A 24,014-nucleotide genomic window follows, 5' to 3' on the forward strand; every position below is an offset into this window, starting at 1 on the left:
CTCCACATCGGCGGCCACGCGCACGCGGTCCACCTCGGCGCTGCCGTGCTCGGCCGCGCTCTTGGCGGCGATGAGGTCCGGAAGGTACGCCGGGGCCTCCGGCACCTCCCCGAGCAGCGTGGGCAGATCGGCGAGGACCGTTCCCGCGCGCATCAGACGGATGCCGGTGAGCAGTACGCGGAAGGTGTAGAGCAGCGGCTTGAGCTCGCCGTTCTTCTCGAAGAGCCGCCACTGGGTGCCCGCGAAGCCGCGGTAGTGGTGGGCGTGGTTGGCGGTCAGGACGGAGGGCGCGAGCGCGACGAGCTCCGCGTGCGCCTCGGTGGTGTGCACCACCAGCGGCGAGAGGAGCTGCTCCAGGACGTAGCCGTTGTTCCGCAGCATGAGCCGCACGAACTTGCGCAGGTCGTGTGTGACGAGGTCCATCTCGACGCCGTCCTCGTCCCACATGCGCGAGCGCGTCTCCTCCGGTTCGCGCAGCCCCACGAGTTCGGCCACCGGCAGCAGGTGCACCCCGCGCAGGTCCACGTCCGAGTCACGGGACGGGAAGCCGTACAGATGCGCGCCGGAGACCGTCGCGAAGAGCAACGGGTCGCGCTCCCGCGCGACGACGGCGCTCAGGTCGATGTCCGGCTGCTGCCCCAGGTCGGCGTTCATCGCTCAATCGTCCCAGAGCGCCCCCAGCTCAAGCAGCTCGGCCCGGTGCTCGATGCGGTCCGTCCACTCGGGGGGCCAGGCGGTCGCGCCGAGGTGGGCGCCCGCGAAGGCTCCCGCGAGGCAGGCGATGGAGTCGGAGTCGCCCGAGGTGCAGGCCGCGCGGCGCAGCGCGGTGAGCGGTTCGTCCACGAACTGCAGGAAGCAGAGCAGGGCGGTGGCGAGCGCCTCCTCGGCGATCCAGCCCTCGCCCGTGGCCAGGCAGGGGTCGGTCTCCGGATTGGCGTGTTTCAGGGCGGCCGACAGGCGCTCAAGGACGTCCAGGCACTCGTCCCAGCCCTGGGCGATGAACGCCTTCGGCGTCGGTGCGCCGCCCCGCCGCCACAGTCCGCCGAGCCACCGCTCGTGGTAGGTCTCGCGGTGGTCGTAGGCGTAGGAGCGCAGGAGTCCGACCAGGCCGGTCGGTTCGGCGCCCGCGGCGAGCAGCCGTACGGCGTGTGCGGTGAGGTCCGAGGCGGCGAGCGCGGTCGGATGGCCGTGGGTGAGCGCGGCCTGCAACTGGGCGGCGCCCGCGCGCTGCTCGTCGCTCAGCCCGGGGACGAATCCGAGGGGCGCGACCCGCATGTTGGCCCCGCAGCCCTTGGAGTGCGTCTGGCTCGCCTCCTCCCACGGCTTGCCGTTCTTGAGGAGGCAGCAGGCCCTCAGGCAGGTGTTGCCGGGCGCGCGGTTGTTCTCCGGCGACTGGTACCAGTCCACGAACTCCTCGCGCAGCGGCCGCGTCAGCCGCTGGGGCCCGAGTGTCCCCCGGTCCATGGCGGTGCGCAGGCCCCTCGCCAGCGCGAGGGTCATCTGGGTGTCGTCCGTGACGAACGCGGGACGCGGCAGCTCCATCCCGCGCCAGGGGCCGCACTTGGCGAGGATCGACGGCACGTCGTCGAACTCGGTGGGGAAGCCCAGCGCGTCCCCGAGGGCGAGCCCCAGGAGGGACCCGGTGGCCGCACGCTTCATGACGCGTCCCCGTCCGACGCGGGCCGAAGCAGCGGCGGGTGCAGGGCGCTGGCCGTGCCCGCGCGGAAGAGGGCGGCGGGCTTGCCCCGGCCGCCGGTGAGGCGGGCCGCGCCCGGGACCGCCTCGACGAGCCCGGCGGTGCCGACGACCTTGCGGCGGAAGTTGGCGGGGTCGAGCTCCGCGCCCCACACGGCCTCGTAGACCTGGCGCAGCTCGCCGAGCGTGAACTCGGGCGGGCAGAACGCGGTGGCGAGCCCGGTGTACTCCAGCTTGGCGCGGACCCGGTCGTAGGCGTCGCCGAGGATGCGGTCGTGGTCGAAGGCGAGGGGCCGGTAGGCCCCGGGGCCGTACGGCAGCCAGGCCGCGCCCGCCGCGTCGCCGCCCGCGCGCGCCTCCGGCAGATCGGGTACGAGCGCCGCGAAGGCGACGGAGACGACCCGCATGCGCGGGTCGCGGCCGGGCTCGCTGTAGGTGCGCACCTGCTCCAGATGGAGCCCGCTGACGTCCGCGAGCCCCGTCTCCTCGGCCAGCTCGCGCTGCGCGGCGCTCTCGGCGGACTCCTCCGGCAGGACGAAGCCGCCGGGCAGCGCCCAGCGCCCCGCGAACGGCTCCTGGCCGCGCTCCACGAGGAGCACGTGCAGCGCGCCGTCGCGGATGGTGAAGACGGCCAGATCGACGGTGACGGCGAACGGCTCGTAGGCGTATTTGTCGTAGGTCCCGGACACAGGCATGCCCGCCCACCCCCTTAAAAGTCGTTACGACCATAAAGGGAACGGGCGGGCGGCCACAACCCCGCAGGGACCTGTGGACCGACCGCGGAGAGCCGCGGGTCGGCCGGAGGGACCTACAGGTCGACTTCCTTCATGAGCATGCCGACCTCCGTGTTCGAGAGCCGCCGCAGCCAGCCGGACTTCTGGTCGCCCAGCGTGATCGGCCCGAAGGCGACCCGCACCAGCTTGTCGACGGGGAAGCCCGCCTCCGCCAGCATCCGGCGCACGATGTGCTTGCGGCCCTCGTGCAGGGTCACCTCGACGAGGTAGTTCTTGCCGGTCTGCTCCACGACGCGGAAGTGGTCCGCGCGGGCGTACCCGTCCTCCAGCTGGATGCCGTCCTTGAGCTGCTTGCCCAGGTCACGCGGGATCGGGCCCACGATGTGCGCGAGGTAGACCTTCTTCACGCCGTACTTCGGGTGGGTCAGGCGGTGGGCCAGCTCACCGTGGTTGGTGAGCAGGATGACACCCTCGGTCTCGGTGTCGAGCCGTCCCACGTGGAAGAGCCGCGTCTCGCGGTTGGTCACGTAGTCGCCCAGGCACTGGCGGCCCTCGGTGTCCTCCATGGTGGAGACGACACCGGCGGGCTTGTTCAGCGAGAAGAACTGGTACGACTGCGTGGCGACGGTGAGACCGTCCACCTTGATCTCGTCCTTCTCGGGGTCGACCCGGAGACCCTGCTCAAGGACGATCTCGCCGTTGACCTCGACCCGCGCCTCGTCGACCAGCTCCTCGCAGGCGCGGCGCGAGCCGTAGCCCGCGCGGGCGAGGATCTTCTGGAGCCGCTCGCCCTCCTGCTCGGCGCCGGGGAAGGTCTTGGGGGTGCTGGCCTTCGGCTTGTCCGCGTACCGCTCGCGGTTGCGCTCCTCGGCCCTGGTCTCGTACTCACGGGAGCGGGCGGGGGCCGACCGGCCGCCGCGCTGCTGGCCCTGCTTGGGGCCGCCCTTGGCGCCGCCGCGCGCGGAGGCGCCGCGCCCGGACTTCGGGCCGCTCTGGGTGCCGCCCGCGCCCACGTCGTAGCGACGCTCCTCGGGGCGGGGCTTGCTGGGCCTCTTGGGCCGGTCGTCCCGCCGGTCGTCACGCCGGTCGTCCCGCCGGTCGTCACGCCGGTCGTCGCGGCTGTTACCGGCACCCCGGTAATTGCCGCGGCCACCGCTGCTGCCGCGGCCGCCGCTGTTGCCACCACGGCTCCCGCCGTTGTTTCCGCTGCTGTTCCTGCCGCTGCTGCTTCGCATCAAAATTCCGTCTGGTCGGCTGCGTGCTCGTCACCCGGCGCATCGGGCGCGTCCGGGTCGAACGACGGAACGCCCTCCTGCGTCTCGGCCTCGATCGCGTCCGCCTCGGGGAGGAAGGGCGCGAGCTCCGGCAGCTCGTCAAGGCCGCGCAGGCCCATCCGCTCCAGGAAGTAGTTCGTCGTCCTGTACAGGATCGCACCTGTTTCGGGTTCCGCGCCCGCCTCCTCCACCAGACCCCGCTGGAGCAGCGTGCGCATCACGCCGTCACAGTTGACCCCGCGCACCGCGGAGACCCGCGAGCGGCTCACCGGCTGGCGGTAGGCGACGACGGCCAGGGTCTCCAGGGCCGCCTGGGTGAGCCGTGCCTGCTGCCCGTCGAGCACGAAGCCCTCCACGGCGGCGGCGTACTCGGGCCGGGTGTAGAACCGCCAGCCGCCCGCCACGAGCCGCAGCTCGAAGCCGCGCCGCTGCGTGGTGTACTCGTCGGCGAGCTCGCGCAGCGCGTCCGCGACCGCGCGCCGGGGACGCTGGAGGATCTTCGCGAGATGCTCCTCGGTCGCCGGTTCGTCGACGACCATCAGGACCGCCTCCAGGGCGGGCCGCAGCTCCAGACCGGCGACCGCGGCCGCCCCCGCAAGATGCTCGCTCACGCCTTCTCCTCCATCGGCTCGGGGGCCCGGTCGAACTCGTCGGTCACGGTCGGCCCGGCGGCGCCGTCCCCGCCGGTCCAGCGCACCGTCAGCTCCGCGAGCGGGGTCTCCTGATCCAGGGCGACGGCCTTCTCGCGGTACAGCTCCAGGAGGGCGAGGAACCGGGCCACGACGGTCAGCGTGTCCCCCGCGTCCGCCACGAGCTCCCGGAACTCGGCCTGCCCGCGCTCCCGCAGCAGGGCGATGACCAGACCCGCCTGCTCCTGCACGGACACCAGCGGCGCGTGGATGTGCTCCACGTACACCTGGGGCTTCGCGCGCGGTTGCATGGCCTTCACGGCGAGCTTGGCGAACCCCTCGGCGCCGATGCTGATGACGACCTCCGGCAGCAGCTCGGCGTGGTGCGCCTCCAGGCCCACGGTGCGCGGATAGCGCCGCGCCTCCTCGTCGAGCCGCCCGCTGAAGATATCGGCGACCTGCTTGTACGCGCGGTACTGGAGCAGCCGCGCGAACAGCAGGTCCCGCGCTTCAAGGAGTGCCAGATCGGCCTCGTCCTCGACCTCGGCGGCGGGCAGCAGGCGAGCCGCCTTCAGGTCGAGCAGCGTGGCGGCGACGACGAGGAACTCGGTCGTCTGGTCCAGGTCCCAGTCGGGCCCCATCGCCCGGATGTGCGCCATGAACTCGTCGGTCACCTTGGAGAGCGCGACCTCGGTGACGTCCATCTTGTGCTTGGCGATGAGCTGGAGCAGCAGGTCGAAGGGGCCCTCGAAGTTCGCCAGCCGCACCGTGAACCGCCCGTCACCGGGTTCGGCCACCACGTCCGGCTCGACCGCCGCCGCCGTCGGCGCAGGCTCAGGGTCCGGCTCGGCCGCCGCCGTCGGCTCAGGGTCCGGCTCGCAGCCCGGTTCGGCCTCCGGCTCCGGCTCCGGCTCCGGGGAAGCGACCCCCGGGCCGCGCCCCAGGGTGCGGCGCCGGGCGGCGGGCGGTGCGGATTCACTGTTCGAGGCCATCAGGCCAGAAACGCTACCTCTACCGCCCGCGCAACCGTCGTACGAGGATGCTCGCGTCCCCACGGGACTCCAGGTCCGCGAGGACGACCGCGACCGCCTCACGGACGATCCGGCCGCGGTCGACCGCGAGGCCGTGCTCACCGCGGAGCACGAGCCGCGCGTGTTCGAGGTCCATCAGCTCCTCGGCGGAGACGTACACCGTGATCTTCTCGTCGTGCCGCTCGCGCCCGCTGGGCCGCCGGTTGGCCGCCCGCGCCCTGCGCCGCGCCTGCGCGGTGGACGCGCCGTTCTTGCCGCCGCCCTGCGGGCCCGCGGCCTCCGGCTGGCCGCCCCCGGCCGACCGGCGCCCCGCGCCCTTGTCGGCCTCGGCGGACGCCGCCCGGCTGCGCGACTCCGCGCCCGACTCGGCGTCGGTGGCCGCGTGTTCGGCGGGCTCACCGCCGTCGCCCTGCGCGCTCTCCTCGGCCGCCGCCGTCTCGTCGCTCTCGCCCGCCGGAGCGGGCACCCTGGCCTCACCGTTGGCGGGACGCCGCGGCGACGACGACTGCAGGGCCATGCCTCCGGTCGTACGGAACAGCTCGTCGGCCCCCGGCAGACTCACTCGGCGTGACACCGGGCGAGCACCTCCCTGGCGAGCTGGCGATAGGCGGCCGCGCCGACCGAGTTGGAGGCGTACGTCGTGATCGGCTCACCGGCGACCGTGGTCTCGGGGAAGCGGACCGTGCGTCCGATGACCGTGTGGTAGACGTGGTCGTCGAAGGCCTCGACCACGCGGGCCAGCACCTCACGGCTGTGCACCGTGCGGGAGTCGTACATCGTCGCGAGGATGCCGTCGAGCTCAAGCTCGGGGTTGAGCCGCTCCTGGACCTTCTCGATGGTCTCCGTCAGGAGGGCCACCCCGCGCAGCGCGAAGAACTCGCACTCAAGCGGCACTATCACCTTGTGCGCCGCGGTGAGCGCGTTCACGGTGAGCAGGCCGAGCGAGGGCTGGCAGTCGATGACGATGTAGTCGTAGTCCTGCATCAGCGGCTTGAGTGCCCGCTGGAGCGTGGACTCGCGCGCGACCTCGCTGACGAGCTGCACCTCGGCGGCGGAGAGGTCGATGTTGCTCGGCAGCAGGTCCATGTTGGGGACCGCGGTCTTCAGGAGCACCTCGTCCGCGGACATGCCGCGCTCCATGAGGAGGTTGTAGACCGTGAGGTCCAGCTCCATCGGGTTCACGCCGAGGCCGACCGAGAGGGCGCCCTGCGGGTCGAAGTCGACGAGCAGGACACGGCGGCCGTACTCCGCGAGGGCGGCACCCAGGTTGATGGTCGACGTCGTCTTGCCGACGCCGCCCTTCTGGTTGCACATCGCGATGATCTTCGCGGGCCCGTGGTCGGTCAGCGGACCGGGGATCGGGAAGTACGGCAGCGGGCGTCCCGTGGGGCCGATGCGCTCACGGCGCTGACGGGCCGCGTCGGGCGCGAGCGTGGCCGCGTACTCCGGATCGGGCTCGTACTCGGCGTCGGGGTCGTAGAAGTGCCCCTGGGGCAGTTCCTCGTAGTCGGCGAGGTGGGTGTGGGTGTTATCGCCACTCCGGTCGCCGGCCATGGCGTTCACGTGATGGCCATCCATGCTCTGGGGTGCTGACTGTCTCGGCTGGGGGCTCTGCCGGGCTTCGAAGGTTCGGACAGCGACGGAGCCGACAGCCTCGAGTCCCACGGGTCCTTGGCCCCGCTCAGACGTTCCTGGTTGACCACCCCCGGGAGCAAATGTCGACTCATTCACAAGTCGTCTTACCTCCTTGGTGACCAGGAAACTTCTCGATAGGTCAGCGTGGCACCATGCCGACGGTTGGCGACTCTATGGCGTGTCACCGGTCCACAGCAACACAATCCGCCGGACCGGGCCCGATGTGTCGGCAAAGGGACACAGCGATGTCAAGGGCGTGCGGCATGCCAGTGGCACGTTTCCGGGGTGGGCGAATCGGTTAAAGGGTTACGTTCAAGGCGAGTTGAGCGTGTCCGCACGGATACGCCTGCGGCCGGACCCCTCTCAAGGTCCGGCCGCGGGCGTGAGATTGACGACTTTCGTTGACGAAAGCGTCGGTGACCGACCGGAGTCGGTCACGGCGGGTCAGCCGAGCAGCGTCTCGAGCTCGACGTGCTCCAGGCCGTGCGCCTCGGCGACCTCGCGGTAAACGACCTTGCCGTCATGGGTGTTGAGACCCAGGGCGAGCGCCGGGTCGCGGCGCAGGGCCTCGGCCCAGCCGCGGTTCGCCAGCTCGACGATGTACGGCATCGTCGCGTTGGTGAGGGCGTAGGTGGAGGTGTTGGGCACCGCGCCGGGCATGTTGGCGACGCAGTAGAAGACCGAGTTGTGGACCGGGAAGGTCGGCTCGGCGTGCGTGGTGGCGTGCGAGTCCTCGAAGCAGCCGCCCTGGTCGATCGCGATGTCGACAAGGACACTTCCCGGCTTCATGCGCGAGACGAGCTCGTTGGTGACCAGCTTCGGGGCCTTGGCGCCCGGGATGAGGACGGCACCGATGACGAGGTCGGCCTCCAGGCAGGCCTTCTCCAGCTCGAAGGCGTTGGAGACGACGGTCTGGATCTTCGTGCCGAAGATCTTGTCGGCTTCCTTGAGCTTGTTGATGTCCTTGTCGAGCAGGGTCACGTGGAAGCCCATGCCGATGGCGATCTGCGCGGCGTTCCAGCCGGAGACGCCGCCGCCGATGACCACGGCCTTGCCCGCGGCGACGCCGGGGACGCCGCCGGGCAGCACGCCGCGGCCGCCGTTGGCGGCCATCAGGTGGTAGGCGCCGACCTGCGGGGCGAGGCGGCCCGCGACCTCGGACATCGGGGCGAGCAGCGGGAGCGCGCGGCCCGCGGTCTCCACGGTCTCGTACGCGATGGCGGTCGTGCCCGACTCCAGGAGCGCGTCCGTGCACTCCTTGGACGCGGCCAGGTGCAGGTAGGTGAAGAGGGTCTGGTCCTTGCGGAGGCGGTGGTACTCCTCCGCGATGGGCTCCTTGACCTTCAGCAGGAGGTCGGCGGTGGCCCAGACCTCATCGGCGGTGTCGAGGATCCTGGCGCCGGCCGCGACGTACTCGGCGTCCGTGATCGAGGAGCCGACTCCGGCGTTCCGCTCGATGACGACCTGGTGGCCGTGGCGCACCAGCTCGTGCACACCGGCCGGGGTGATGGCCACCCGGAACTCGTTGTTCTTGACCTCGCGGGGGATGCCGACCTTCATCGTCGATCACGGTCCTTGGCTCAGGGGATATATCGGGCAATGCAACACAGACCGGTGCACGGGGGGCGCAACGGGGGCACCACGGATGTACGCGGCGGAGCCAGTCTAATGAAGGATTTCTCGCTGTCTAGCCTTCCAATACTTCAATCTTCTGAGGATGTGCTGCGGATTTCGTAGGCGGAGGGCCCTGCTCCACCGTTCGATTCAAGCCCGGCCGCCCCAGGTGCCCCCGCTCCCAGCATGCGCTCGGCCGCATTCCTGTGCAGCCGGGCGGCGGTGGGGTCGCCGAGCCGCTCCAGGGTGTCCGCGAGGCGCAGCTGGAGCGCCGCCTGGAGCCGTACGTCCTCCGCGTGCCGGGCCAGCTCGACGGCCTCCTGGCAGGTACGCAGGGACTCCTCGGGGCGTCCCGCGTACTCCTGCACGCGCGCCATCTCGCTCAGCGCCCGCGCGTGGGCCGCCACGTCGCCGTTCCTGCGGTGCCCCGTGACCGCCGAGCTCCAGTTGCGCAGCGCCTCGCCATAGCGCCCCGCGTAGGTGTTGACCGTCGCGATCCGGCCGTGCAGGCGGGCCGCGTCGACGCGCTCGCCGCGCGCCAGGCGGTGGGCGAGCGCCCTGCCGTACCAGTCGGCGGCCCGCGGCCAGTCCCCCAGCTCCTGGTGGGCACCGCCTACGGATTCCATCGCCCGCCCGGTGGCGTACGGGTCGTTCGCCCGCCGGCCCGCGTCAAGCGCGGCCCGGTAGCGGGCGAGGGCGTCCCGCGTCCGTCCGGTCCGCGCGTCCAGGTCGGCGAGGTTGAGCAGCGCGGCGGCCTGCTCGCGCGGCAGCTCGCGCCGCTCGGCGACGCCGAGGACGAGCTGGTGGATGGAGTACAGCTCGGGGGCCGCGTCCTGCTGGCCCCGGTGGGAGACGAGGGCCCGGGTCAGGGCCGCCATCAGGCGCCGCGCGAGGGTGTCGAGCTCCCCGTCGGCCACCGCGAGCCGGGCGGCGGCGAGCAGCGCGGGCTGCCGGATGCGCAGCCACTCGGCGGCGACGGCCGGGCTGGGGAAGCGCAGGGCGCGCGGCAGCCCGGCGAGCTTCTTCTGCGCGGCCGAGCTGTCGGGCTCGGTGATGGCGCGGCAGGACTGGAGCAGCCGCACGGTCCGCTCCAGCATCCGGGCGCGGGCGAGCTGGAGCTCGGCGGGACGGTCCTGGACCTCGGTGAGCCCGCGCAGCAGCGGCACCAGACAGCCCGGCACCTCGTACTGCGGGAGGGGCGAATCCACCGGCCGGACGAGGCCGAGGGCGACGAAGTCGTCGAGGGTGGCCTTGGCGGCGGAGACCGAGCAGCCCGCGAGCGCGGACGCGGTGTGCGGGTCGACGTGCCCGGCCGGGGCCAGGGAGAGGAAGCGCAGTATCCGGGCGGGCGGCCCGGCGAGCGTGGCGTAGGTGTGCCGGAAGACCCGGTCGAGCGCGGGCCCGTCGCCCGGCAGCTCGTGCAGCCGCTTGGCCAGGTCGGCGACGGCCGCCTTGGGCCGCACCGACAGCCAGCCGCCCGCGAGGACGAGGGCGGCGGGATGGCCCTGGCAGGCCTCGACCAGCGCCTCCGCGGAGCGCGGGTCGACGGTGATGCGCACCGGGCCCGCGGCGCGGGCCAGCAGTTGCACCGCGGCCTCCTTGTCGAGGCCGCCGAGCGTGCAGGGCCGCACGTCGGAGATGCCGGTGAGCGGGCCCTCGGAGACGGCGACGACCAGGCAGTCCGGCGTGTCGGGGAGCAGCGGGTCGACCTGCTCGGCGTCGGCCGCGTCGTCGAGCAGGAGCAGCGCCCTGCGTTCGGCGAGGGCGTCCCTGAGGATCTCGGTGAGCTGGTCCTCGTGCGCGCCCGCCGGTGCGGGGACGGACAGGGCGTCGAGGAGCTCACGGGCGGTGCGTTCGGCGGGGACGCGGGTGCCGTCGGGTTCGGTGAGGGAGGCGCGGAGCACTCCGTCGGGGTAGTCGTCGGCGATGCTGCGCACCAGCGCCTCGGCGAGCGAGGTGCGGCCGGAACCGGGGCGGCCCGCCACGAGCAGGACGCGCGCGCGGGGCGCCTTGCGGCCCGAGAGGGTGTCGAGTCCCGCGCGGTCGATGTCGGCCCGCAGCTCCTTCAGTTCGCGCCGCCTGCCGACGAATCGAGCCGCCGCGGGCTCCGGCGCGGGCGCGGCGGGTGGCGGCACGGTGCCGCCCGCCGCCGCACCGCCGGTGTCGACCGCCTGATCCGTCACGGGCCACGCTCCCGTCCGCCTGGGCACGAGCCCGCCCGGGACTCCGAGCGGGACGCTTTCAGAGCCTAGTTCAGCCCCCGCGGCCCGCCCGGCCGCGCTACGCGCACAAGTCCCCCGATCGGATCAGTGGATCGTCATACCGGTACGGGTACCCGGCTCCGTCCGCCCCGCGTGACCGGGTCGGCTCAGGCCTCGAAGGGCCGCGCGGGCCAGGGTGCCTCGGCCGGGCGGAGGGCGTCGACGCCGTCGCCGTGCAGGGCCGCGTACAGCGAGAGGACACCGACGACGAGGCAGTTGTTGTGCAGCTCTCCGGCGAGCACCCCGCGCAGGAGCTCTTCGAGCGGGAGGCGGGCCAGCTCCATGTCGGCCTCCTCCTCCTCGACCTCGAAGCGCTCGCCCTCGGCCTCGGCGAGGTCACGGGCGAGGAAGATCCGCACGGCCTCGTCGCAGCCGCCGGGGGTGGTGTAGACGTCGGTGAGCACGCGCCAGTCCTCGGCCTTGACGTGCGCCTCTTCGTAGAGCTCGCGCTGCGCGGCGTGCAGCGGGTTCTCGCCGGGGACGTCGAGCAGGCCCGCGGGGATCTCCCAGAGCTTGTGGCGGACCGGGTGGCGGTACTGGCGGATGACCAGGACGCGGCCCTCGCCGTCCAGCGCGAGGACGGCGACCGAGCCGGGGTGGACCTGGTAGTCGCGGCGGACGACCGAACCGTCGGGCATCACCACGTCGTCGGTGCGCACGGCGGTCTTCTTCCCGACGAACGGGGTTTCCGTCGCCGTGACCTGCCACTCCTCGGCGGTGTCCTTGATCGTCATATCGCGCTGTCCTCCCGCACCCTGCCAACGAAAACCGGGGCACGCGCCCCAGAAGGCACGTACCCCGGCAACCGTATCGCCTGTCGCTACTTGGCGGACTTGGCGCCCGTCTTGCGCTCCACGGCGGCCTTCACGAGCCCGGCGAAGAGGGGGTGCGGACGCGTCGGGCGCGAGCGCAGCTCCGGGTGGGCCTGGGTGGCGACCAGGTAGGGGTGGACCTCGCGGGGGTACTCGACGTACTCGACGAGCTTGCCGTCCGGGGAGGTGCCGGAGAACAGGATGCCCGCCTTCTTCTCCAGGTCGGCGCGGTAGGAGTTGTTCACCTCGTAGCGGTGGCGGTGCCGCTCCTCGACGTACTCCTTGCCCTCGTACACCTCGCGCACGATGGAGCCCTCGGCGAGCTTGGCCGGGTACATGCCCAGGCGCATCGTTCCGCCCATGTCGCCCTCGCCCGCGACGATGTCGAGCTGCTCGGCCATGGTGGAGATCACCGGGTGGGCGGTGGCGGCGTCGAACTCCGTGGAGTTGGCGTCCGGGATGTCGGCGAGGTTGCGGGCCGCCTCGACGACGATGCACTGCAGGCCCAGGCAGATGCCGAGCAGCGGCACCTTGTTCTCGCGGGCGTACTGGATGGCGCTGACCTTGCCGTTGACGCCGCGCTCGCCGAAGCCGCCGGGGATCAGGATGGCGTCGACGTCACCGAGCTGCTTGGCGGCGCCCGCCGGGGTCTTGCAGTCGTCGGAGGTGACCCACTTGACCTTGACGCGGGCGCGGTTGGCGAAGCCGCCCGCACGCATGGCCTCGGTCACCGACAGGTAGGCGTCGGGCAGGTCGATGTACTTTCCGACCAGGGCGACGGTGACCTCGTGCTTCGGGCTGTGGACGCGCTCCAGGAGGTCGTCCCACTGGGTCCAGTCCACATCGCGGAAGGGCAGGTCGAGCTTGCGCACGACGTAGGCGTCGAGGCCCTCGGTGTGCAGCACCTTGGGGATGTCGTAGATCGACTTGGCGTCGATGGCGGCGACCACGGCGGCCTCGTCGACGTCGCACATCAGCGAGATCTTGCGCTTGATGGCGGTCGGCACCTCGCGGTCGGCGCGCAGCACGATGGCGTCCGGCTGGATGCCGATGTTGCGCAGCGCGGCGACGGAGTGCTGGGTCGGCTTGGTCTTCAGCTCGCCGGAGGGGCCGATGTAGGGCAGCAGCGAGATGTGCACCACGAAGACGTTGTCCCGGCCGACCTCGTGGCGGACCTGGCGGACGGTCTCCAGGAACGGCAGCGACTCGATGTCGCCGACCGTGCCGCCGACCTCGGTGATCACGACGTCCACGTCGTCGGTCGCCATGCGGCGGATGCGGTGCTTGATCTCGTTGGTGATGTGCGGGATGACCTGGACGGTGTCGCCGAGGTACTCGCCGCGCCGCTCCTTGGCGATCACCTGGGAGTAGACCTGGCCGGTGGTCACGTTGGCCGAGCCGTCGAGGTCGACGTCGAGGAAGCGCTCGTAGTGGCCGATGTCCAGGTCGGTCTCGGCGCCGTCGTTGGTGACGAAGACCTCACCGTGCTGGAACGGGTTCATCGTGCCGGGGTCGACGTTCAGGTACGGGTCGAGCTTCTGCATCGTGACGCGCAGGCCACGTGCCTTGAGGAGCGCACCCAGGCTGGAGGCAGTCAGACCCTTGCCGAGGGAAGAGGCGACACCCCCGGTGACGAAGATGTGCTTGGTCGTCGTGGATTTGGGCTGCATGGCCAAGAGGGGGCTCCCGTGGTCGCGGTCTGGAAGGTGCGTACCGGCGCTCTCACCGGGGATCCAGGGGAGGTGCCGTCGCTGCGGTTCGGGGGTTCGATGACCACCGGCTCACGGGCTACCAGGGTATCAGCGACAGGAGGGGGACGCTCCCGGCCACGCTCCGCCATCGGGCGGGCACAGCATCGTCACAAGACACGCACGCCGAAAAACGCGCAGGTACACCGCCTCTCACCAGCCGCTCACCCGTTCGGCCGCAGCTCGTTGCCGGGAGGGGCGCGCAGATCACCAAGGCGCGTCGTATCCTGCTCGGACACTCGCTGCCGAGCCCCATCCGGCACACGGCACCACCCACGCCTTGCACCCGGAACAAGCGCTCGTCAACGATCACTTGACCGCTGACCAGTAAGTAAGCGCCCCGCGGGGCGAACGTGGCCGTTCGACTGGAGATGCACGTGGCCGGGCGCATCGAGGACTACGCACTCATCGGAGACATGCAGACCGCAGCTTTGGTCTGCCGGGACGGGACAGTCGACTGGCTGTGCCTGCCCCGCTTCGACTCTCACGCCATTTTCGCCGGCCTTTTGGGCACCGAGGAGCACGGCTTCTGGCGCCTTGGGCCGGCCTACGACCCTCAGGCGCAGCCGCCCACGGCGGCGCGCCGCTCCTACCGCGGCGACTCCCTGGTCCTGGAGTCCGAGTGGGACACACCGCGCGGCACCGTCCGCGTGATCGATTTCATGCCGCCGCGCGACACCGACGCCCCGCAGCTCGTGCGGATCGTCGAGGGGGTCAGCGGCCGGGTGCCGATGCGCTCGGCCCTGCGGATGCGGTTCAGCTACGGCCGTGTGGTGCCCTGGGTGCACAAGGTCGGCAACCGCACGGTGGCCGTCGCCGGGCCCGACTCGGTCTGGCTGGACACCGACGCCGAGACCTTCGGCAAGGACCTGACCACGTACTCCGACTTCACCGTCGCGCCGGGTGAGCGCATCGCGTTCACCATCTCGTGGCAGCCCTCGCACAAGGATCAGCCCGCCCTGCCGGAGCCGGAGGCGGCGCTCACCGCCACCGAGGACTTCTGGCGCGAGTGGGTGGAGCACTGCACCTACCACGGGCCCTACCGCGAGGCCGTGGTCCGTTCGCTGATCACGCTGAAGGCGCTCACCTACGCGCCGACCGGCGGCATCGTCGCGGCCCCCACCACCTCGCTGCCCGAGGACATCGGCGGCTCCCGCAACTGGGACTACCGCTTCACCTGGCTGCGCGACGCCGCGATCACGCTGTCGTCGCTGCTGCGCACCGGCTACCGCGAGGAGGCCCGTGCCTGGCGCGAGTGGCTGCTCCGCGCGGTGGCGGGCGACCCCGAGAACCTGCAGATCATGTACGGCATCGCGGGCGAGCGCGAGCTGGGCGAGACCGAGCTGGACTGGCTGCCGGGCTACGAGGGCTCCACCCCGGTCCGGGCGGGCAACGGCGCCGCCAACCAGCTCCAGCTCGACGTCTACGGCGAGGTCACCGAGGCCCTGCACCTGGCCCACATGACGGGCCTGGCCCGCAACGACTACGCCTCGCTGCTCCAGCTCAAGCTGATCCGCTACCTGGAGGACCACTGGGACGAGCCGGACGAGGGCATCTGGGAGGTGCGCGGCCCGCGCCGCCACTTCGTGCACTCCAAGGTGATGGCCTGGGTCGCCGTCGACCGCACCATCAAGCTCCTGGAGTCCGGGGACGCCGACGGCCCGATCGAGAAGTGGCGCGAGCTGCGCGACGACATCCACCGCGACGTCTGCGAGAAGGGCTACGACGCGGAGCGGAACACCTTCACGCAGTCCTACGGCTCCAAGGAGCTGGACGCCTCGCTGCTCCTGATCCCGCAGATGGGCTTCCTGCCGCCCGACGACAAGCGCGTCATCGGCACCATCGAGGCGATCCAGCGCGAGCTGTCCACGCCGGACGGGTTCATCCTGCGCTACCCCACGGCCGGTGACGACGAGGGCGTGGACGGCCTTGAGGGCGACGAGGGAGCGTTCCTCGCCTGTTCGTTCTGGATGGCCGACGACCTCGCGATGATCGGCCGCGTCGACGAGGCCCGCAAGCTCTTCGAGAAGCTCCTCGCGCTCCGCAACGACCTGGGGCTCCTCGCCGAGGAGTGGGACTCCGAGGCCCAGCGGCAGGTCGGCAACTTCCCGCAGGCCTTCAGCCACGTGCCGCTGATCGACACCGCGCTCCGGCTGACCGCCTCGGGGGCCTACGGAGGCTGAGGCCGCGGCCCGCGAGGGCCGGTGCCGTACGGGGCAGGGGGGACCGGGATGCCGTCTCCCCCCGCGCCCCGGTAGCGTCCGCGCCATGGACAGTCAGGGCACCCAGGGCGGCATCACCGTGCAGCGCGCGCTGGAACTTCCCGGTTTGCGCGGCGGTCTGCCCGAGGTCGTCGCGGGCGCGGAGCGGCTCCAGCGGACCGTGCGCTGGGTGCACGCGGGCGAGGTGCCCAACATCGCCTCGCTGCTCAAGGGCGGCGAGCTGCTGCTCACCACGGGGCTCGGGCTCGGCACCCGCCCGGCCGACCAGCGCGCCTTCGTGCGCAAGCTGGCCGAGCGCGGCATCGCCGCCCTCGTCGTCGAGCTGGGGCCGCGCTTCACCCGGCTCCCCGCCGCGCTCGTGGAGACGGCGCGGGCGGCCGGGCTGCCGCTGGTGCAGCTCCACCGCGAGGTGCCGTTCGTGACGGTCACCGAAGAGGTGCACACCGAGATCGTCAACGGCCACTACGCGCTGCTCCAGCGGGCCGAGGAGGTGCACCGGCGGTGCACCGAGGCGCTGCTCGGCGGGGGCGGGGTGCCGCAGGTCCTCGCCATCCTCGCCGAGTTCAGCGGCAACCCGGTGTTCCTGGAGACCGCTGACGGCCAGCTCCTGTACGCCGCGGGGGCGGGCACCGAGTGCGCGGACCCGCTCCAGGTGTGGGAGGGGCTGCGCGGCCGTGCCGTCGACCGGGAAGGACCGCCCGCCGCCGCGGTACTGGTCGACGTGCCGGGCGGCGGCCCCGGCGCCGGTTCGGTGCGGGCGAGGCTCGTGCTGCTCGCCGTGGAGTCCGCGCCGCTGCCGGTGCACCGCATCGCGGCGGAGCGGGCCGCSGGCAGCCTCGCGGTGGTCCTCATGCAGGCCCGCCAGGAGGAGGAGCTCGCCGCCCGGGGCCGCGGCGACTTCCTGACCGACCTCGCCGAGGGACGGATCGACGCCGACGACGCCCCCGCGCAGGCACGTGTCCTCGGCTTCCGGCCGAACCCCGTGGACAGCCCGCTCCTGCCGGTGGTGATGCGCCTCGCCGACGGCCTGCCGACCGGCGGCGGCTGGGCGGTGCTCGCCCGTGCGGTCGCGGAGGAGCTGACGTCGGTGGGCGTGCCGGTGCTGCTGGGCGTGCGTCCCGTCGAGGGCCGGGTGCCGCTGCTCCTCGGTCTGCGTACGGAGTCGGAGCGGACGGCGGTCGCCGACCGGGTCGCCGCCGCGCTGCGGGCCGGTGTGGAGCGCGCGGGGATGCAGCGTCCCGGGGCACAGCCGCCGGTCGTGGTGGTCGGCGTGGCGGGCGGCTGGGCGGCGGCGTCGGCGGGGCTGCGGCACGCGGCGGAGACGGCGGCGGCCGCGCAGGGCCTCTCGGACCGGCCCTGGTACGACGCGCGGCGCCTCGACATCGACCTGCTGCTCTGGCGGCTGCGCGACCATCCCGACCTGGCGGCGTTCGTGGACCGCGCGATCGGCCCGCTGCGCGCCCACGACCAGCGCTCGAAGCCGCCGCTGCTGCCCACGCTCCAGACCTATCTGGCGCACGCGGGCCGCAAGGCGGAGACCGCCCGCGAGCTGCACCTCAACCGGCAGACGCTCTACAACCGCCTGGCCCGCATCAGCGAGCTGCTCGGCACGGACCTCGACGACCCGCAGACGGTCCTCGCGCTGAGCCTGGCGCTGCGGGCCCGCAGGCACGTTCCGTAGGGACCGGCGGCGGCCTTGCGGCGGACCGGCGGCAGGGCTCAGGTGCAGGGCAAGGGCTGGGTCAACTCGTCGTACACGCTCAGGACCTGCGTGACCGTTTCGTCCTCGGTCGGCCAGGTCGCCGCCTGGGCCGTGCCCCTGTCCCTGAGCTGGGCGCGGCGGGCCGGGTCGGCGAGCAGGCGCGCCACGGCGGTGCCGAGCGCCCCCGCGTCGTCGGCGGGCACGAGTTCTGCGGCGTCGCCGACGAGTTCGACGAGGCCACCGGTCACGGCCGCGACGAGCGGCACGCGCGCGTGCAGGGCTTCCTGGGCGAGTACGGAACGGGCCTCCCGGCCGCCGGGCAGCACCGCGATGTCGGCGGCGGCGAGCAGGTCGGGGATGTCGTCGCGCCGCCCGATCAGGCGTACCGGCAGGCGCTCGGCCTCGATGCGGCGCAGCATCGCCGCGCGCTCGGGCCCCTCCCCCGCCACGACGAGGAGCGGCACCGGGTCCAGGTGCCGCCACGCGCGCGTGGCGTCGAGCAGGAGGTCCTGTCCGCCGCCCCGTTCCAGGGCGCCGACGGCCATGACCAGGGGGCGGTCCACGGCGCCCAGTTCGGCACGGGACTTGTGCAGCAGCCGGTCGGGCTCCTCATCGCCCGCGCGCGGGCCGCCCGCTGCCGGGGCACGGCGCGGCCCCGGCAGCGCGACCGCCGCGAGCCTGGCGTCCCGCGCGCCCCTGCTGCGGGCCTGGTCGACCAGGTCGGAGGAGGTGCCGAGCACCACGGCCGCGGCCCGCGCGACCCGCCGCTCCAGGAGCCGCACCAGCCGCGCGCGGGCGCCCTCGGCGCGGGTGTGGTGGTGCCAGGTGACGACGAGCGGGGTTCCGCGTCCGGTCAGCGCGAGGGTGGCGCGCAGGGCGGCGTGCAGCCCGTGCGCGTGCACCAGGTCGGCGTCGGCGCAGGCGGTGCGGAGGGCGGCCACGGAGGCGGGGTCGCCGCTGCGCGGTACGGGGACGTGCCGGGCTCCGGCTCCCGCGAAGTCGTAGACGAGGGCGGCCTCGTCGGGGGCGCACACCGTGACCCGCACGCCTCTGGCTGCGAGACCCGCGGTGAGCGATCTGACGTGCACGCTGCTGCCCGCGCTGCCACCGCCGAGGACTTGCACGGTGTGCAGCGGTGTCTGTCCGTGCGGCGATTGGCTGCTCACGTGGCTCACGTGGCCAAGGCTCCTGGGTCTGCGTCGGGCGGGGGACGGTTTCGAGCAGATGGTGCGCCAAGGATGCCAGCCCGCACGGGCGATCCGGCACTGCTGAAAGGTCACTTCGGCGTGCGGACGGGCAACTCGTGGGACGGGATCACCCACACGGGTGACCGTTACGTGGCTCGTACGTTCCCATCACCCTCCCTCGGTGCCCCGGGAACCGGAGTACCCGTGCCCCCGGGAACCCGGGATACCAGTGCCCCATCAACCCGGGGTGACACCCCCGCGTACCGCCTGGGGGCCGTCCCTACCCGTCGCCCCGGGCCGTGGCGAGGAGCTCCTCCGCATGGGCCCGCGCGGTCTCCGAGTCCTCCTGGCCCGCCAGCATCCGGGACAGCTCCCTGACCCGGTCCTCGCCCTCCAGGACCTGGACGCCGGACCGCGTCACCATTCCGTCGTTCGTCTTCTCGACCAGGAGCTGCCGGTCGGCGAAGGCCGCGACCTGCGGCAGGTGCGTGACGACCACGACCTGCGCGGACCTGGCGAGCCTGGCGAGGCGCCGCCCGATCTCCACCGCGGCCTTGCCGCCGACCCCGGCGTCGACCTCGTCGAAGAGGTACGTGGGGACGGGGTCGGTCCCCGCGAAGACCACCTCGACGGCGAGCATGACGCGGGAGAGCTCACCGCCGGACGCGCCCTTGGCGATGGGCCGGGGCGGCGCTCCGGGGTGCGGCGCGAGCAGCAGCTCCACCTCGTCGACACCGGCGGGCCCGTAGGCGACCGTGCGCCCGTCGACCACGACGCCGTCCGCCCCCTCGGGGACCTCCGTGGCGCTGATGGCGATCGACACGCGCGCGTGGGGCATGGCGAGCGAGGCGAGCTCCTCGGTGACGGCCGCCGCGAACCGCGACGCCGCCTCCTGGCGGGCATCGGTCAGCGCCTGCGCGAGCCCGGCGAGCTCGGCCCGCAGCGCGTCGCGCTCGGCGGTCAGCTCGCCGAGCCGGTCGTCGTCGCCCTCCAGCTCGGACAGGCGGGCCGCCGACTCCTCGGCCCAGGCGAGCACCGCGTCGATGTCGGCGCCGTACTTCCGGGTGAGCTGGGTCAGCGCGGCCCTGCGCTCCTCGACCGCGGCGAGCCGCAGCGGATCGGCGTCCAGATCGTCGGCGTACCCGGCGAGCTCGCCCGCCACATCGCCCAGGAGGATTCCGATCTCCCCGAGGCGGTCGGCGAGGGCGGACAGGGCGGGGTCGTGCGACCGTACGGCCTCCAGGGCCCGGGAGGCGCCCGCGACCAGCGTCGAGGCGTCGACGATCTCGGGGTCCTCAGGGTTGCCCGCGAGCGCGGCGTGCGCGGACGTGGCGGCGGAGGCGAGGGCCTCGGCGTGCCCGAGCCGCTCGGCCTCCGCGGCCAGTTCGGTGTCCTCACCGGCCCGGGGTTCGACGGCGGCGATCTCCTCCAGGCCGAAGCGGAGCAGATCCGCCTCCTGGGCGCGCTCCCGCGCGCGCGTGGTGATCTCCTCGACCTCGACCGTGACGGCCCGCAGCCTGCGGTAGGCGGAGGTGTACTTGGCGAGCGGCACGGCGACCGCGTCGCCCGCGTACCGGTCGAGGGCGCCGCGCTGCCTGGCCGGTTTCAGCAGGCCCTGCTGGTCGGTCTGGCCGTGCACGGCCACGAGGTCGTCGGCGAGTTCCGAGAGCAGGCCCACCGGCACCGAGCGGCCGCCGAGGTGCGCTCTGGAGCGGCCCTCCGCCGAGACGGTTCTGCTGATGAGCAACGCGCCGTCGTCCAGTTCGGCCCCGGCCTCCTCGGCGCGCACGACGGCGGGGGCGCCGTCGGGCACGGCGATGCGCCCTTCGACCACCGCCGACTTCGCGCCGATCCGCACCAGGGCGGCGTCAGCGCGCCCGCCGAGCAACAGGCCAAGGCTCGTGACCACCATCGTCTTGCCCGCGCCGGTCTCACCCGTCACGGCGGTGAAGCCTGGCGAGAGCTCGACGACAGCGTCGTCGATGACTCCGAGCGACCGTATCCGCATCTCCTCCAACACGGACAAGACCTTACGAGGTCAGGGGCCCGGTGTGCGACGGCCCCCGCGCTCCTTCGGCGAAGGCGCAGGTGGCGGCGGGGCGCGAGGGGCCACTGTCACCCGCTGGAGTGGCGGCGCCGCGCACCCCGCCGAAGGGTCCGGGCAAGCGGGGCGGGAGCGGGCGTGGCGCCGCAGAGGAGCGGGCGTGGCGCCGCAGAGGAGCGGGCGCGGCGCCGGGTGGGGGTAACCCCCCGCGTGGTCCACCTGCCCGCCTCATGGTCCCCGTACCCGCCGTACCGGGACCATGATCGACATGACGACAGGACTGGCACGGGCGGCGCTGCGCGCGCACCGCCCCGCGTTCATCGGCACCGGGGTGGCCGCGCTCTTCGCGGCGACGGTGGTGAGCGCGTCGACGATGATGCTCGGCTCGACGAGCGGCGGAGGCACGGATGGCCTCTCGGCGGCGGCGCGCAGGCGGATCACGGAGAACGGCGTCGGCGACATGGCCCTCGTCCTGCTGATCGGCTCCATCTACCTGTCGATATTCGTGATCGCGTCGACGATGGGCACCGCCGTGGCCCAGCAGCACCGCGAGCTCGCCCTGGTGCGCGCCATCGGCGCCCGGCCCCGCCAGGTCCGCCGCGCGGTGGCCGTCCAGGCCCTCGCGGCCTCGGTCCCCGCCGCCCTCATGGGCTTCGCCCTCGGCGGTCTCGTCGCCCAGTGGTGGCACGCGGGCATGGTCTCCCACGGGCTGCTGCCCGCCGGGGCCGTCTTCCGCTTCGGCTGGCTCGCGCTGCCGGTGTGCGTCGGCGCGGCGGTGGTGACGACGACGCTCGCCGCGCTGCTCGCCGCGGTGCGCTTCTCCCTGCTGCGGCCCGCCCGCGCCCTCGCCGAGGCGGCCACCGGGCGGCGCGGGCTCGGCGTCCTGCGGGCTCCGCTCGGGCTGCTCGCGATCGCCGGGGCGTGCGCCGTCTCGGTGCTCCTGTCCCGCGCGAGTGCCGAGGAGGCGGGCGAGGGCGCCTTCCTCGTACTGATCCTCTTCTGCGTCGGGGCCGGACTCCTCGGCCCGCGCCTGATCGGCCCGGCCGCCTGGGCGGTCTCGACGCTCATCGGCCGCTTCGGCCCGAGCGCGCGCCTGGCCATGCGCAACGTCCGCTCCCAGCCCCGCCGCTTCTCCGCCGCCGTCGTCCCGCTCGTCCTCGTGGTCGGCTTCGGCCTCACCAAGATCGGCATACGGACGACGGCCGAGTACCGCACCGGCTCGGCGGGCGGCACCGGCGAGGTCTGGCTCGACTATGTGGGCACCGGCCTCTACGCGGGCTTCGCCGCCATCGCCGCCGCGAACACCCTCGCCATGATCTCCTTCGAACGCCGCCGTGACGCCGCCCTGCTGCGCGTGGTGGGCGGCGGGCGCGGCCAGCTCGGCGCCATGGCCGCCTGGGAGGCCGTGGTCGTGGCCGGGACAGCGCTGCTGATCGGCGGCGTGATCGCGCTGGGCACGCTGGCGCCGATCCTCCGCACGGCGTTCGGGAGCGCCGTCCCCCACCTCCCCTGGGCCGTGCCGACGGGCATCGCGGCGGGCACCCTGCTGCTCACCCTGCTCGCCACCGGCCTGCCGGTGCGCGCGGTACTGCGGCGCCGCGCCATCAGGGTGCTCGGCGCCACATGAACCGCGTACGGCCTACTGCGGCGCCCCGCGCCACCCCTGCACCGGCAGGGCGAACTTCGCCACCAGCCGGTCGGTGAACGAGGCGTGGTGCAGCCGGGCGAGCCGCACCGGCACCGCGCCCCTGCGCACCTCCACGCGCGCGCCCGGGGCCAGCTCCACCATCCGCCGCCCGTCGCACCAGAGCACGCCGTGCGGGGTGTGCGGCTGCACCTCGACGGCGAGCACCGAGTCCGGCGAGGTCACCAGGGGCTTGGCGAACAGGGCGTGCGCGCTGATCGGCACCATGAGCAGCGCCTCGACCTCCGGCCACACCACGGGCCCGCCCGCCGAGAACGCGTACGCCGTCGAGCCGGTCGGGGTGGCGCAGACGATGCCGTCGCAGCCGAAACCGGTGACGGGCCGGCCGTCGATCTCCAGGACGACTTCGAGCATCCGCTCGGGCGACACCTTCTGCACGGCCGCTTCGTTCATCGCCCAGTCGCGGTGCACGACGTCGCCGTTGCTGTGCACGACGACGTCGATCGTCATGCGCTCCTCGACCTCGTAGTTCTTGTTGACCACGCGGTCGACGACCTTGTCGAGGTCGTCCCGCTCGGCCTCCGCGAGGAAGCCGACGCGCCCGAGGTTGACGCCGAGCATGGGCACCCCTGAGGCGCGCGCGAAGTCCGCGCCCCGCAGCAGCGTGCCGTCACCGCCGAGGACGACGATCAGCTCGCAGTCGTCGATGCAGTCGGCCGTGGCCTCCTGGACCGACTCGACCTCGGAGGGCAGCGGCAGATCCGCGGCCTCCGCCTTGAGGACCCGCACGCCGATGCCGTTGCGCAGCAGTCCCTGCACGACGAGTTCGGCGCTGCGGACGGCCGCGGGCCGTCCGGTATGGGCGAGCAGGAAAACGGTACGAGCTCGGGTCTGGGTCACTCGGGTCTGAGTCAACGGGGCCCCTCCGCCACGGCACGGTCAACGTCCGCCGGGTCGAGTTCGCCGGCCCCGGCGCGCAGCCACAGAAAGTACTCGACATTGCCGGAGGGGCCCGGCAGCGGGCTCGCGGTCACGCCGCTGACGCCGAGGCCCAGCTCCCACGCCTGCCGTGCCACGCCGCGCACGGCATCGGCCCGCAGTTCGGCGCTGCGCACGACACCCCCGCTGCCCAGCCGCTCCTTGCCGACCTCGAACTGCGGCTTGACCATGAGGACGAGGTCCGCGTCGGGCGCCGCGCACCGCTTGAGCGCGGGCAGCACCAGGCCGAGCGGGATGAAGGAGAGGTCGCCGACGATCAGGTCGACGGGGACGCCGTCGATCGCTTCGAGCGTCAACTCGCGTACGTTCGTACGGTCCTTCACGGTGACCCGGTCATCGCTCTGGAGCGACCACGCGAGCTGGCCGTATCCCACGTCGACGGCGACGACGTGGGCGGCCCCGGACCGCAGCAGCACGTCCGTGAAGCCGCCGGTCGACGCCCCCGCGTCGAGCGCGCGCCGCCCCTTCACCACCAGGCCGCGCGGCACGAAGGCGGCGAACGCCCCGGCGAGCTTGTGGCCGCCGCGCGAGACGTAGTCGGGGTCGTCGTCGTTCTGCGCGACCACGATCGCGGCGGCGGTCTCGACCTGGGTCGCCGCCTTGGTCGCGACGGACTTGCCGACCGAGACCCGGCCCGCGGCGATGAGCTGGCTCGCGTGTTCGCGCGAGCGCGCCAGCTTCCTGCGGACCAGCTCGGCGTCGAGGCGGCGTCGTGCCACTCCTGCCACGTTCGGTTCAGCTCCTGTCGTACGAGGGGGTGGGCGCCCCGGTGGGCGCCGGGG

The 24,014-nt window shown here is 73.1% G+C and carries 19 protein-coding genes; 3 read left to right on the forward strand and 16 right to left on the reverse strand.

Going from position 1 to position 24,014, the window contains the following annotated elements; genetic code table 11:
• The 12 genes from AB8Z36_RS04485 to AB8Z36_RS04540 form a co-directional block, all read right to left on the reverse strand.
• The coding region (locus AB8Z36_RS04485) for a nucleotidyltransferase domain-containing protein (protein WP_369211840.1) at positions 1-654 on the reverse strand (654 nt) is incomplete at its 3' end.
• Positions 655-657: 3 nt separating this feature from the next.
• Positions 658-1,659, reverse strand: a complete 1,002-nt coding sequence (locus AB8Z36_RS04490; RefSeq protein ID WP_369211841.1) for an ADP-ribosylglycohydrolase family protein — start codon at positions 1,657-1,659, stop codon at positions 658-660.
• A complete protein-coding gene (locus AB8Z36_RS04495) occupies positions 1,656-2,390 on the reverse strand; it encodes an NUDIX hydrolase (protein WP_369211842.1) in 735 nt (244 codons plus the stop codon). The genes AB8Z36_RS04490 and AB8Z36_RS04495 overlap by 4 nt, the downstream gene beginning before the upstream one ends.
• A 113-nt stretch (positions 2,391-2,503) precedes the next feature.
• On the reverse strand, positions 2,504-3,664 hold the full coding sequence (locus AB8Z36_RS04500; protein ID WP_369211843.1) for a pseudouridine synthase: 1,161 nt from the start codon (positions 3,662-3,664) through the stop codon (positions 2,504-2,506).
• Complete coding sequence (scpB, locus tag AB8Z36_RS04505) at positions 3,664-4,314, reverse strand: SMC-Scp complex subunit ScpB (protein ID WP_369211844.1); 651 nt, start codon at positions 4,312-4,314, stop codon at positions 3,664-3,666. Before scpB ends, AB8Z36_RS04500 begins: the two co-directional genes overlap by 1 nt.
• Positions 4,311-5,324, reverse strand: coding sequence for a segregation and condensation protein A (locus AB8Z36_RS04510; RefSeq protein WP_369211845.1), 1,014 nt, complete (start codon positions 5,322-5,324; stop codon positions 4,311-4,313). The genes scpB and AB8Z36_RS04510 overlap by 4 nt, the downstream gene beginning before the upstream one ends.
• Before the next feature lie 19 nt (positions 5,325-5,343).
• A complete protein-coding gene (locus AB8Z36_RS04515; RefSeq protein ID WP_369211846.1) occupies positions 5,344-5,937 on the reverse strand; it encodes a hypothetical protein in 594 nt (197 codons plus the stop codon).
• The gene (locus tag AB8Z36_RS04520) at positions 5,922-7,094 is read right to left on the reverse strand and encodes a ParA family protein (protein WP_369211847.1); all 1,173 of its coding nucleotides are present in this window, start codon (positions 7,092-7,094) and stop codon (positions 5,922-5,924) included. The genes AB8Z36_RS04515 and AB8Z36_RS04520 overlap by 16 nt, the downstream gene beginning before the upstream one ends.
• 348 nt (positions 7,095-7,442) lie before the next feature.
• Positions 7,443-8,558 carry an alanine dehydrogenase gene (ald, locus tag AB8Z36_RS04525; RefSeq protein WP_369211848.1) on the reverse strand — a complete coding sequence of 372 codons (1,116 nt, stop codon included), beginning with the start codon at positions 8,556-8,558 and terminating at the stop codon, positions 7,443-7,445.
• A gap of 143 nt (positions 8,559-8,701) precedes the next feature.
• Entirely contained in the window at positions 8,702-10,795 is a 2,094-nt protein-coding gene (locus AB8Z36_RS04530) for a tetratricopeptide repeat protein (RefSeq protein ID WP_440581854.1), read from the reverse strand.
• Positions 10,796-10,980: 185 nt separating this feature from the next.
• A complete protein-coding gene (locus AB8Z36_RS04535) occupies positions 10,981-11,607 on the reverse strand; it encodes an NUDIX domain-containing protein (RefSeq protein WP_369211849.1) in 627 nt (208 codons plus the stop codon).
• A gap of 86 nt (positions 11,608-11,693) precedes the next feature.
• Complete coding sequence (locus AB8Z36_RS04540) at positions 11,694-13,355, reverse strand: CTP synthase (protein ID WP_369211850.1); 1,662 nt, start codon at positions 13,353-13,355, stop codon at positions 11,694-11,696.
• A gap of 431 nt (positions 13,356-13,786) precedes the next feature.
• Here AB8Z36_RS04540 and AB8Z36_RS04545 point away from each other — a divergent pair, with 431 nt between their 5' ends.
• Positions 13,787-15,616: a glycoside hydrolase family 15 protein gene (locus AB8Z36_RS04545; protein ID WP_369211851.1), complete on the forward strand. Its 1,830-nt coding sequence runs from the start codon at positions 13,787-13,789 to the stop codon at positions 15,614-15,616.
• An 85-nt stretch (positions 15,617-15,701) separates the two neighbouring features.
• Positions 15,702-17,336: a PucR family transcriptional regulator gene (locus AB8Z36_RS04550; RefSeq protein WP_369211852.1), complete on the forward strand. Its 1,635-nt coding sequence runs from the start codon at positions 15,702-15,704 to the stop codon at positions 17,334-17,336.
• Positions 17,337-17,374: 38 nt separating this feature from the next.
• On the opposite strand, the gene AB8Z36_RS04555 is transcribed toward AB8Z36_RS04550, so the two are convergent.
• Together AB8Z36_RS04555 and recN are read right to left on the reverse strand one after the other, a co-directional pair.
• A complete protein-coding gene (locus AB8Z36_RS04555; protein ID WP_369211853.1) occupies positions 17,375-18,532 on the reverse strand; it encodes a glycosyltransferase family 4 protein in 1,158 nt (385 codons plus the stop codon).
• 292 nt (positions 18,533-18,824) lie between these two features.
• Complete coding sequence (gene recN / locus AB8Z36_RS04560; protein WP_369211857.1) at positions 18,825-20,552, reverse strand: DNA repair protein RecN; 1,728 nt, start codon at positions 20,550-20,552, stop codon at positions 18,825-18,827.
• A gap of 304 nt (positions 20,553-20,856) precedes the next feature.
• Here recN and AB8Z36_RS04565 point away from each other — a divergent pair, with 304 nt between their 5' ends.
• Entirely contained in the window at positions 20,857-22,215 is a 1,359-nt protein-coding gene (locus tag AB8Z36_RS04565) for an FtsX-like permease family protein (RefSeq protein WP_369211854.1), read from the forward strand.
• Positions 22,216-22,227: 12 nt separating this feature from the next.
• Here AB8Z36_RS04565 and AB8Z36_RS04570 read toward each other — a convergent pair whose 3' ends face one another.
• Together AB8Z36_RS04570 and AB8Z36_RS04575 are read right to left on the reverse strand one after the other, a co-directional pair.
• Complete coding sequence (locus AB8Z36_RS04570) at positions 22,228-23,133, reverse strand: NAD kinase (RefSeq protein WP_369211858.1); 906 nt, start codon at positions 23,131-23,133, stop codon at positions 22,228-22,230.
• A gap of 11 nt (positions 23,134-23,144) precedes the next feature.
• The gene (locus AB8Z36_RS04575) at positions 23,145-23,960 is read right to left on the reverse strand and encodes a TlyA family RNA methyltransferase (protein WP_369211855.1); all 816 of its coding nucleotides are present in this window, start codon (positions 23,958-23,960) and stop codon (positions 23,145-23,147) included.
• Positions 23,961-24,014: the final 54 nt, after the last annotated feature.

It is taken from the genome of Streptomyces flavofungini, assembly GCF_041028215.1.
In the GTDB taxonomy this organism is placed as follows: domain Bacteria; phylum Actinomycetota; class Actinomycetes; order Streptomycetales; family Streptomycetaceae; genus Streptomyces; species Streptomyces flavofungini_B.

What these genes read in the sequence shown, in the direction of transcription:
- ald (WP_369211848.1), bottom strand. Translation starts at nt 8,558, where the DNA reads ATGAAGGTCGGCATCCCCCGCGAGGTCAAGAACAACGAGTTCCGGGTG.
- AB8Z36_RS04495 (WP_369211842.1), bottom strand. Translation starts at nt 2,390, where the DNA reads ATGCCTGTGTCCGGGACCTACGACAAATACGCCTACGAGCCGTTCGCC.
- AB8Z36_RS04490 (WP_369211841.1), bottom strand. Translation starts at nt 1,659, where the DNA reads ATGAAGCGTGCGGCCACCGGGTCCCTCCTGGGGCTCGCCCTCGGGGAC.
- recN (WP_369211857.1), bottom strand. Translation starts at nt 20,552, where the DNA reads ATGCGGATACGGTCGCTCGGAGTCATCGACGACGCTGTCGTCGAGCTC.
- AB8Z36_RS04535 (WP_369211849.1), bottom strand. Translation starts at nt 11,607, where the DNA reads ATGACGATCAAGGACACCGCCGAGGAGTGGCAGGTCACGGCGACGGAA.
- AB8Z36_RS04510 (WP_369211845.1), bottom strand. Translation starts at nt 5,324, where the DNA reads ATGGCCTCGAACAGTGAATCCGCACCGCCCGCCGCCCGGCGCCGCACC.
- AB8Z36_RS04540 (WP_369211850.1), bottom strand. Translation starts at nt 13,355, where the DNA reads ATGCAGCCCAAATCCACGACGACCAAGCACATCTTCGTCACCGGGGGT.
- AB8Z36_RS04500 (WP_369211843.1), bottom strand. Translation starts at nt 3,664, where the DNA reads ATGCGAAGCAGCAGCGGCAGGAACAGCAGCGGAAACAACGGCGGGAGC.
- AB8Z36_RS04565 (WP_369211854.1), top strand. Translation starts at nt 20,857, where the DNA reads ATGACGACAGGACTGGCACGGGCGGCGCTGCGCGCGCACCGCCCCGCG.